The 10,035-nt window shown below is 74.6% G+C and carries 10 protein-coding genes; 5 read left to right on the top strand and 5 right to left on the bottom strand.

Annotated elements, in window-relative coordinates; genetic code table 11:
- The coding region (locus tag PSR1_RS18260; RefSeq protein WP_160309035.1) for a tetratricopeptide repeat protein at positions 1 to 397 on the top strand (397 nt) is incomplete at its 5' end.
- A gap of 10 nt (positions 398 to 407) precedes the next feature.
- Here PSR1_RS18260 and PSR1_RS18265 read toward each other — a convergent pair.
- The 3 genes from PSR1_RS18265 to PSR1_RS18275 form a co-directional block, all read right to left on the bottom strand.
- Complete coding sequence (locus PSR1_RS18265; protein WP_059438872.1) at positions 408 to 611, bottom strand: hypothetical protein; 204 nt, start codon at positions 609 to 611, stop codon at positions 408 to 410.
- A gap of 133 nt (positions 612 to 744) precedes the next feature.
- Complete coding sequence (locus PSR1_RS18270) at positions 745 to 1,155, bottom strand: response regulator (protein ID WP_059438873.1); 411 nt, start codon at positions 1,153 to 1,155, stop codon at positions 745 to 747.
- Between the two features lie 129 nt (positions 1,156 to 1,284).
- Positions 1,285 to 1,449 (bottom strand): hypothetical protein, encoded by a 165-nt coding sequence (locus tag PSR1_RS18275; protein ID WP_237758130.1) that lies wholly within the window; start codon positions 1,447 to 1,449, stop codon positions 1,285 to 1,287.
- A gap of 179 nt (positions 1,450 to 1,628) precedes the next feature.
- On the opposite strand from PSR1_RS18275, the gene PSR1_RS18280 reads away from it, so the two are divergent.
- On the top strand, positions 1,629 to 3,008 hold the full coding sequence (locus PSR1_RS18280) for an IgA Peptidase M64 (RefSeq protein WP_059438875.1): 1,380 nt from the start codon (positions 1,629 to 1,631) through the stop codon (positions 3,006 to 3,008).
- Between the two features lie 192 nt (positions 3,009 to 3,200).
- Positions 3,201 to 4,943 carry an acyl-CoA dehydrogenase family protein gene (locus tag PSR1_RS18285; RefSeq protein WP_059438876.1) on the top strand — a complete coding sequence of 581 codons (1,743 nt, stop codon included), beginning with the start codon at positions 3,201 to 3,203 and terminating at the stop codon, positions 4,941 to 4,943.
- Positions 4,944 to 5,034: 91 nt separating this feature from the next.
- Here the strand turns inward: PSR1_RS18285 and PSR1_RS18290 are convergent, their stop codons facing one another.
- On the bottom strand, positions 5,035 to 5,724 hold the full coding sequence (locus PSR1_RS18290) for a glycine cleavage system protein H (RefSeq protein ID WP_237758133.1): 690 nt from the start codon (positions 5,722 to 5,724) through the stop codon (positions 5,035 to 5,037).
- Between the two features lie 396 nt (positions 5,725 to 6,120).
- Between PSR1_RS18290 and PSR1_RS18295 the strand changes: the two genes are divergently transcribed.
- Entirely contained in the window at positions 6,121 to 6,717 is a 597-nt protein-coding gene (locus PSR1_RS18295) for a hypothetical protein (protein ID WP_059438878.1), read from the top strand.
- Between the two features lie 9 nt (positions 6,718 to 6,726).
- On the opposite strand, the gene PSR1_RS18300 is transcribed toward PSR1_RS18295, so the two are convergent.
- A complete protein-coding gene (locus tag PSR1_RS18300) occupies positions 6,727 to 8,862 on the bottom strand; it encodes an ATP-binding protein (RefSeq protein WP_059438879.1) in 2,136 nt (711 codons plus the stop codon).
- A gap of 198 nt (positions 8,863 to 9,060) precedes the next feature.
- Between PSR1_RS18300 and PSR1_RS18305 the strand changes: the two genes are divergently transcribed.
- Positions 9,061 to 10,035, top strand: a 975-nt coding sequence (locus tag PSR1_RS18305; RefSeq protein ID WP_152643379.1) for a HAMP domain-containing protein, incomplete at its 3' end; no start/stop codon positions are given.

A 10,035-nucleotide genomic window follows, 5' to 3' on the forward strand; every position in this document is an offset into this window, starting at 1 on the left:
GGTCGAGGGCTGCCCGGCGCTCGGCGCGGAGGAGTGCCTGGACTCCGCCGAGGCCTGGCTGAAGGGCCCGCAGGCGGTGATCGACGACGGCTCGGATCCGGCGCTGCTCGACCTCGCCTGCCGGCGGAAGGTCCCGGACGCTTGCGCGTGGCTGGGGCGGATGGTGCAGGAGGGCCGGCGGGTGCCGGCCGACGGCCCGCGCGCGGCCGAGCTGTACCGGCGCGCCTGCGAGGCGGGCCGCGCGAGCGCCTGCTCCGACCTGGGCGTGCTCTACCGGTTCGGCGCCGGCGTCCCGCGCGACGAGGCGCGCGCCGGGGCGCTGTTCGCCGGCGCCTGCGAGCAGGGCGTCGAGCGCGCCTGCGCGCTGCGCGACGATCCGTCCCGGCCGATCGACTGATCGCCGGGGATCAGCTCGCGAGCGCGAGCGGGCCGGGCGCGTCGCCCAGCGCCGCGACCTCGATCGGGCCCGCGGCCTCGAGGCCCTCGGCCCGCAGCTCGGCGCGGAACAGCTCCTCCGCCTCGCGCGCGTCCCAGGCGCGGACGTGCGCCACGCGCCGGCCCTCGGGCGACGCGATGGTGCAGCGGTAGAACGACTCCCGGTGGGCGTTCATGGCGGTCCTCGGTTCGGAGGGCGCGCGGTCCGGTGACGGCCCGGTGGCGCCGCGGCGAAAGGTAGCGCCCGCGACATGGCGCCACGGTGCCGGGATCGTGTCGTTCTCGTGACGACCGGCGCCGCCCGCTCCCTCAGGCGGCCGGCAGGGCGGGCGGGTCGTCGGGCCGGAGCGGGCGGCCCAGGGCCCGCGCCACCGCGTCGAGCAGCGGGTGCTCCTCGACCGGCTTCGCGACGAACGCGTCGGCGCCGGCCTGCAGGAGCGCGCGGGCCGCGCCGTCGTGCCCGGAGATCCCCACCACCGCCAGGTTGCGCAGGCGGCGCTCGCGCGAGCGGCGCAGCAGCCGCACCAGCTCGGAGCCGAGCATGCCCGGCATGACCTCGTCCACGATCACGAGCTCGGGCGGATCCGCGAGCGCGAGCGCCAGCGCCGCCTCGCCCGAGTCGGCGTCGATGGGCGTGTAGCCCGCCCCCTCGAGGATGAGGCCGATCAGCTTGCGGATGAGGTGGTTGTCGTCCACCACCAGGATCCGGATGGGCGCCATGGTTGGACCTCGCGCCAAGGCTAAGGGCCCACCCTGACACGGGCCAGCCCGGCAGTTGACGCCTGTCGAGACCGCCCCATCAGAGAACGCCTCTCGGTGAGCGACACCCCGGTCACCACGCGCGTGCGCTCAGCGGCCGTGGTGCTGCGAGACGTCGGCGGAGGCGTCGGCCTGCGCCCACATGGAGCGCGGCGTGCGGGCCTGCTCCATGATGGCGATGCCGATCGCGCAGGCCAGGAACACGGCCAGGGCGAGCATCCACGGCCGGAACTCGAGCAGATCCCGGGGCTGCACGGGACGGCGCCCCCGGCTCTCGTCTTCCCACGGCCACATCATGCCCCGTAAGTAGACCGCGATTCTCGCGAGATGCAACCCCTAGCTCGGGATGACGAGCGGGCGTTCAGGGGATCCCCCGGTTGGGCGGGGAACCTCCGGCCCGCCACCTCCGGCCGGGCGGCTACACTGTTCCGCCCATGATCCCCCTGCTCGTCGCGCTCGCCCTGTCGGCGGCCCCCTCCCAGCCCCGGACCCTCCGCCTCGACCTCTTCCACACCGGCACCGCCACCGAGGAGCGCTTCGCGGTGGACCGGGTGGTGCTCGAGCCGTTGCCGTTCCCGGGCAACCCGGCGCGCCCGGTGGACGACACCAACCTCGGCAAGTACTTCTTCGAGGTCCGCGACCTCGCCACCAACCGCGTCGTCTACTCCCGCGGCTACGCCTCCATCTACGGCGAGTGGGAGACCACCGAGGACGCGCGCAAGGTGAGCCGCACCTTCTCCGAGTCGCTCCGCTTCCCGGCGCCGGACGCGCCGGTGCAGGTGGTGGTGAAGAAGCGCGGCGCGGGGAACGCGTTCCAGGAGGTCTGGTCCACGGTGGTCGATCCGAAGGACCGCTTCGTGGATCCGTCGCGGCCGCCCACGCCCGGCCCGGTGATCGAGCTCCTGAAGAGCGGCGACCCCGCCCACAAGCTCGACCTGCTGCTGCTCGGCGACGGCTACACCGAGGCGGAGCGCGGCAAGTTCGAGAAGGACGCGCGCCGGCTGGTGGCGGAGCTGTTCGCGCACGAGCCGTTCCGCTCGCGGAAGGCCGACTTCAACGTGTGGGGCATCTGCCCGCCCGCCGAGGAGAAGGGCGTCTCCCGCCCGCTCACCGGCGTGCACCGCCGCACGCGCGTGGGCTCGACCTACGACGCGTTCGGCTCGGAGCGCTACCTGCTCACGTTCGAGAACCGCTCCATGCGCGACGTGGCGTCGTTCGCGCCGTACGACGCGCTCGCCATCCTCGCGAACGGCGAGACCTACGGCGGCGGCGGCATCTTCAACCTCTACGCCACGGTCGCCGCCGACAACCGCTGGGCCGGCTACATCTTCGTGCACGAGCTGGGGCACCACCTGGCCGCGCTCGCCGACGAGTACTTCACCTCGGACACCGCCTACCTCTCGCCCGAGGGCCGGCCGGAGCCGTGGGAGCCGAACGTGACCGCGGACCCCAAGGCCCCGAAGTGGGGCGACCTCGTCGCCGCCGGCACGCCGCTCCCCACGCCCTGGCCGAAGGACGTGTTCACCAAGCGCGCGAACGAGTTCCAGGACCGCCGCAAGCGCATCCGCGCGCAGAACCGGCCCGAGGCCGAGATGGACGCGCTGTTCCTGGCGCAGCAGAAGGAGGAGACCGCGCTGCTCGGCGACGCCCGGTTCTCGAAGGCGGTCGGCGCGTTCGAGGGCGCGAACTACGAGGCCACCGGCTACTTCCGGCCGCAGATGGACTGCGTGATGTTCACGCGGGACCCCGTGCCGTTCTGCGCCGTCTGCCAGCGGTCGATCGGCCGCGTCATCGACCTGTACACTGCGCGGTGAGCCTCCCGGCGGGGGCGCGCACCGCCCCCGCCGCCCCCGACCCGGAGTCGTTTCGTCCTGACCCAGAGTCGTTTGCCGAGGGCCGTTCGGTCCCCGTCAGGGGGATACCGTTCCGGACGTGCTGCAACGCGTTATGATTCTAAAGTCAGCGACGGCGCCATCCCCCCCCCCCGCGCCGGCCCGGAGACCGCCATGGTGGACAAGAAGACCGCGAGCTTCATGCGCTCGCTCGCGCTGGGCGACATCGAGGAGGAGATCCTCCTGCCCTACCCCGAGCCGCGCCGCGCCGAGAAGGAGACCCTGGAGGCCATCCAGCAGACCCTCAAGTCGATGCTGGGCGGGCGCGGCGCCGACTTCCGCGCCTGGGACCGGGCCGGCGAGATGCCGCCCGGGTTCGTGCAGGAGCTGAAGGACGCCGGGCTGTTCAGCCTGGTGGTCCCGGAGCACCACGGCGGCATGGGGCTCGGCGCCACGGCGTACGCGCGCGTCATCCAGGAGCTGGGGCGCTACGACGCATCGGTCGCGGTGACGGTCGGCGCGCACAGCTCCATCGGCATGCGCGGCCTGCTCCTGTTCGGCACCGAGGAGCAGAAGGCGCGCTTCCTGCCGCGCCTCGCCACCGGCGAGCTCATCGCCGCCTTCTGCCTCACCGAGCCGGGCGCCGGCTCCGACGCGGCCAGCATCAAGACCACCGCGGTGCGCGACGGCGACGACTGGGTCCTGAACGGCGAGAAGCTCTGGATCACGAACGGCGGCATCGCCGACTTCTTCACCGTCTTCGCGAAGACCTCGCTGGAGGGGCGCGGCCACATCACCGCGTTCATCGTCACCCGCGACCTGAAGGGCGTCTCGACCGGCCCGCACGAGGACAAGATGGGCATCCGCGCCTCGTCCACCACCACGGTGGTGCTCGAGGACGTGCGCGTCCCCGCGGCGAACGTGCTCGGCGAGGAGGGCAAGGGCTTCAAGGTCGCGATGAAGATCCTGAACGCCGGCCGCACCGGCCTGGGCGGCGGCTCGGTGGGCGGGATGAAGCGGCTCATCGAGCTGTCGGTGGCGCAGGCGAAGGAGCGCAAGCAGTTCGGCCAGCCCATCGCCAGCTTCGGGCTCGTCCAGCAGAAGATCGGGCAGATGGTGATCGACTGCTACGCGGCCGAGAGCGTGGTGAACATGGTGGCGGGGCTGGTGGACCGCGGCTTCGAGGAGACGCAGGTCGAGGCGGCCATCTCGAAGGTGCTCGCCAGCGAGAGCGTGTGGCGCACCGCCGACGAGGCGCTGCAGATCGCGGCGGGCTCCGGGTACATGCGCGAGATGCCGTACGAGATGGCGCTCCGCGACACCCGCATCAACCGCATCTTCGAGGGCACCAACGAGATCCTCCGGCTGTTCATCGCGCTCACCGCGGTGAACGACCTGGGCCAGGAGCTGGCCGACGTGGCGGAGTCGATGAAGGGCGTGCTCGCCGATCCGATCAAGGGCTTCGGCGTGATGTCCGACTACGCGAAGCGCCGCGCCGCGCTCGCCACCGGGCTGCGCCGCAAGAAGGGCAAGTGGACCATGCTCCACCCCGCGCTGGCCGAGGACGCGGCGGTGTTCGAGGGCGCGGCCACCGACCTCGCCATCGCCGCCGACAAGCTGCTGCGCAGGTACGGCAAGAAGATCGTGGGCGCGCAGCTCCTCACCAAGCGGCTCGCCGACGCGATGATCGACCTGTTCACGCTCGCCTGCATGCTGGCGCGCGTGTCGACGCGCCTCGAGGACCACGGCGAGGCGGCCACCGTCGAGGAGCGGCGCATCCTCACGGTGTTCGCGCGCCAGGCGCGGCGGCGCGTGGAGGCCGGGCTCGCCGGCCTCGAGCAGAACGAGGACGGCGCGCTGCAGGCGGTCGCGGCGCACGCGCTCGAGACCGGCCGGTACGGCTGGGACAACCTCTAGCGCGGAGCGCGGAGCACCCGCGCGCTCCCCGGGGACGGTGGAGCGCGCGGGCCTGGTTCGCGCGGTCGAGGAGCCCCGCGGGTGCGGCGGCCTACGCCGCGTGCAGGAAGGCGAACACGACCTTGCGCCAGCCCTCCTCGCCGAGCGCGGCGGGGAGCGGCTCGACGAGCGCGCCGCCGTCGGCCGCGGCGAGGCCCAGCTCGGACTCGACGAAGCGCGAGAGGCGGGTGCGCTCGGCCGCGAGCCAGCCGCCGGCCTCGCGGTCCTGCGGCAGGCGCATGTAGGCGGCGTCCGCGGGCGCGAGCGTGAACAGCCAGCCGCCGCCGTACGGCTCGCGGTGCACCAGGCCCGGGTCGCGGCGCACGGCCGGGTTCACGCGCATGACCTTGCCGTCCACCGGCGCGCCCATGCGCACGGTCCGGCCGCCGGCGCGGAGCACGACGATGGGGTCGCCGCGGTGGACATCCATGCCGGGCCGCGGCAGCTCGACCGAGGTCACCGACGGCAGGATGTGCCGCGCGAGGTCATCGACACCGACCGTGAACTCGCCGGTGCGGCGCCCCGGCGCGAGCCAGGTGTGGTTGGGCGCGAAGTAGGCCCCGGGCCGCCAGGCGAGCCCGTCCGCCATGGGCACCGCGCGTGCGCGCCGCTGCCGCACCGTGTGGATCGCGACGCCGAGGAGCACCGCGGGGATCGCGAGCGCGAGCCCGCCCGCGATGCTGAGCGCGAGGCGTCCACCCATGCCGACCAGGAGCGAGCCGGCGGCTTCCAGGATCTCCATCAAGGTCGTCATCTCCGCTGCCGCCTTTCCGGCGGGAGGGTCCCCCCGAGCCTGCGGAGCCGCTCCGCCGAGAGGACTCATCGCAAGGGGCAGGCCAGCTCGGGACCCCAGCGGTTTCGCGCCCCTGCGATTCCCCGCGGCCGGCTGCCGCGTCGAGAAGCTCACCACACGCTGGGTGCGGCACGCGCGAACCGGCCGCGATCACTGCGCTTCGTTCCCGCGTCGAGTTCCTCCACAGGTGCTGCGATCCTCACCTGCGCCGGGCGCCGGTGGAGCGTCGTCGAGGCCTCCCGGCGAGCCGCGGTGGCCCCCCGCGGCGCCGCCCCACCGGATGCGGCCGGCGAGGCTTGCCCCCGCCGCCCGTGCCGCCAAGCTTCCGGTGCGGAGGTTCCACGGATGCTCCGCCACGCCCTCGCGATCCCGCTCGCGGCCGCCCTCGCGCTGCCGGCCCGCGCCGAAGACCCCGCGCCGCCGGTGGAGGGACGGCTCGACGCCGGCGCCGCGCAGGTCGAGATCCTCGGCCGGCCGGTCCGGGTCGGCGAGCGCATCGAGCTCCCCGAGGGCTACCTGATCGTGGAGGAGCAGGGCACCGAGGACGGGCGGGTGGGCTCGTTCAGCGTGGTCCCGGCGGAGTCGTTCCAGCCGGTCGCGACGCTGGCGATGGCCGCGGACGAGGGCGCCGGGCGAGGCACGGCCTCCGACGCCGCGCCCGGCTCGGCGCCGCCCGCGCCCGCCGTGCTCCCCGCCGGCGCGCGCGCTGCGGCGCCGTGCCGCGCCGAGCGCGCCGCCTACCTGCGCGAGCTGTGGAAGACCTCGGGCATCGACGTGAAGGACCCCGACGCCCTGCTGGCCGGGCTGGAGGCGGGCGAGGCCGGCCCCGCCACCGGCTACTACTGGTTCGCGCTCGCGACCGACCCGTTCCGCCCGCTGGCCTGGTCGTCCGACCTGCGCGAGCGCGCCGAGACGCTGGCGCGCTGCGTCCGCGGTCGCTGAGCCCCGACACTACCCCCCGGCGAGGGCGCGCCCCTCGTCGTGCCGCGGCTCCGGCGGCGACGCGTCGCGCTCGCCCCCCTCCGCGCCGACCGGCAGCTCCAGCCGGAACACCGCGCCGCCGCCCGCCGGCGCCTCCACCGACACGCGGCCGCCGTGCGCCTCGGCGATGCTGCGGGTGATGTAGAGCCCGAGGCCGAGGCCCCCGGTCCCCGCGCTCCGCTCGCCCTGCTCGAACAGCTCGAAGATGCGCGCGCGGTCCGCCTCCGAGATGCCGCGCCCGGCGTCCGCCACCGCCACCTCGACCGAGCCGCCGCGCCGGGAGACCCGCAGCGCCACCGGCCCGGACGCGCCGTGCTTCACCGCGTTCGAGAGCAGGTTGGTGATGACCTGGTCCACGCGCCCGCGGTCCCACACGCCGTGCAGCGACTCCGGCGCCTCCACCGTGAACGCGCGCCCCTGCAGCGCGAGCACGTCCTCGAAGCGCCCGGCCACGTCGCGCGCGATCTCGACGAGGTCGCAGGGGGCGCGCTCCAGCGCCAGGCGCCCGCTCCGGATCCGGGCGAGGTCGAACAGGCTGTTCACCAGGCCGCCGAGCCGCTCCACCTGCTTCACCGCGCCGCGCACGCGGCGCTGCAGCTCCTCGCGCGAGCCGGGCGGCACCGGGATGCGCCCGGTGTCGAGCAGCTGGTTCAGCACGCGCGCCTGCAGCAGCAGCGCGGCGAGCGGGGTGCGCAGCTCGTGCGAGGCGATGGAGAGGAACCGCTCGCGCAGCTCCACCGCGTCCTGCGCGCGCCGGTAGAGCAGCGCGTTCTCCACCGCCTGCGCGACGCGCCGGCCCAGCTCGGCGACGAGCTCGAGGTCCCGGGCGCGCGCCGGGCGCGCGGTGAACAGGCGCATCGTGCCGAGCCGCTGGTCGTGGGCGGTGAGCGCCACCTGCACGATCTCCGCCGCCTCCAGCGCGTCGAGATCGCGCGCCAGCTCCTCGCCGTCCGACTCGAGGAGGCCGGACGGATCCTGGATCACCTCGGTGCCGCGCTCCGGCCCGCGGCCGAGCGCCGGGTGGCGGGCCACGCGCTCCAGCGCCTCGCGCGCCTCCGGTCGCACGTGGGCGACCGCGCGCACCGGCGGGCCGCGCGGGTCGACCACCACCTCCACCGCGCAGCCCTCGCCGAGCGCGGGCACCGCCACCGCCGCGGCGCGCGCCACCGTGTCCTGGCAGTCGAGCGAGGTGGACAGCTCGGCGGTCGCCCGCGACAGGAGCTCCAGCGCGGCCCGCCCCTCCACCACCTCCGTCACCTCGACCGAGAAGCCGCGCAGCTCGAGGCCGCCGCCGTCCTCGCCCGGCAGGAGCCGCGCCGCGGTCTCGAACCACGCCTCGGTGCCGTCGGCGCGCACGAAGCGGTGCTGCAGCGTGGCGCCGGGGCCGCCGGCGGTGATGGCGCGGAGCGACGCCAGCACGCGGTCGCGGTCGGCCGGGTGCAGCGCCGCCGGGAACATGCCCGCGTCCGCGGTCCACCGCTCCATCGGGTGGCCCAGGATCGCCTCGGCGCTCGGGCTCACGAAGCGGCACACCAGCGTGTCGGGGTCGATCACCCAGACCAGCGCGTGGGTGATCCCCTCGACCAGCGTGCGGTAGCGCTTCTGCGCCGCCTCCTGCCGGCGCAGGCTCTGCAGCTCGAACTGCGCCAGCGCCAGCGCGTGCTCGCGCCGCTCGTGCGCGCGGAGCTGCTCCGCCTGCGCCAGGATCTGCCGCTGCGCCCGGTGCAGCGCCACGAACGCCGCCACCTTGGAGCGCAGCAGCTCCGGGGTCACCGGCTTGAACAGGTAGTCGACCGCGCCCGCCTCGTAGCCGCTCAGCACGCGGCGCTCGTCGGCGCCGTACGCGGTGATGAAGACGATGGGGATGTTCCGCGTGCGCGGGTTCTGCCGCACCAGCCGCGCGGTCTCGTACCCGTCCATCTCCGGCATGTTGACGTCGAGCAGGATGAGCGCGCACTCGTCGCGCAGGAGGAACCGGAGCGCCTCCGCGCCGGATCCGGCCTTCACCAGCTCGTACCCCAACCCGGCCAGCGCCGACTCGAGCGCAAGCAGGTTCGCCGGCCGGTCGTCGACGAGCAGGATCTTCGCGGCTTCGACACCGTCCATGGACGCTCCGGGGGTACCGCCGAAATGCGTCCATGATCCGTTCGACCCCCCGCATGCGTAACGCCCCCGGTGCGGCCCCTTCCCGCCAGGGTTCACTCGCACTGTCCGTCAACGACCTCCCCGCGAGGGGAGTGGAGGAAAGCGCTCCAGATGGAGAAATCGTACCCCTCTTCCCGTCCTTCTCCCCGAGGAACGCCCATGACGAGCCGCACCCGCGCGAAGCCCCACGTCGGTGCTCCCCCTCCCCCGCCCGCGCCCCCAGCTCGTACCGCCCGCGCCGGCGCCGGCCGCTCGCCCGGTGGGCCGAGGCGCGGCAACGGGGCCGAGGTGGTCGCGGAGCGCACCTCGACACCTCCGCCGGGCTCGCACGCGCGCTTGCAGGCCCTCGGCCCCGAGGACCGCGAGGAGCTCGCCCAGCTGGTCGAGGTGCTGAAGGCGGCCAAGGCCGGCGACTTCTCGGTCCGGCTGCCCTACCGCCGCGACGGCCTGCTGAGCCAGGCCGGCGAGCTGCTGAACGATCTGATCGCGCTGAACGAGCACGCCGCCGACGAGCTGGTGCGCGTGGGCCGCGTGGTCGGGGAGGAGGGGCGCTCGACCGAGCGCGCCTCGGTGGGCCCGGCGCGCGGCGCCTGGGCGGCGAGCGTCGGCGCGGTGAACCAGCTCATCTCCGACCTGGTCGCGCCGACGAACGAGGTGGCCCGCGTGCTCACCGCGGTGGCGACCGGCGACCTCTCGCAGAAGGTCGCGCTCGACCTGGGCGGCCGGCCGGTGCGCGGCGAGTTCCTGCGGATCGCGACCAGCGTGAACGCGCTCGTGGACCAGCTGAGCGCGGTGTCCGCCGAGGTCCGGCGCGTCGTGCGCGAGGTCGGCAGCGAGGGCAAGCTGGGCGGCCAGGCCTCGCTGAAGGGGCTCACCGGCACGTGGAAGGACCTCACCGACGACGTGAACGGCCTCTCGGCCAACCTCACCGCGCAGCTCCGCAACATCGCCAAGGTCACGACCGCCGTCGCGAAGGGCGACCTCTCGCAGAAGATCACCGTGGACGCGCGCGGCGAGATCCTCGAGCTGCGCGACACCATCAACACCATGGTGGACCAGCTCTCCTCGTTCGCGGCCGAGGTGACCCGCGTCGCGAAGGAGGTCGGCAACGAGGGCAAGCTGGGCGGCCAGGCC

It is taken from the genome of Anaeromyxobacter sp. PSR-1 (assembly GCF_000964525.1).
Classification (GTDB): domain Bacteria; phylum Myxococcota; class Myxococcia; order Myxococcales; family Anaeromyxobacteraceae; genus Anaeromyxobacter.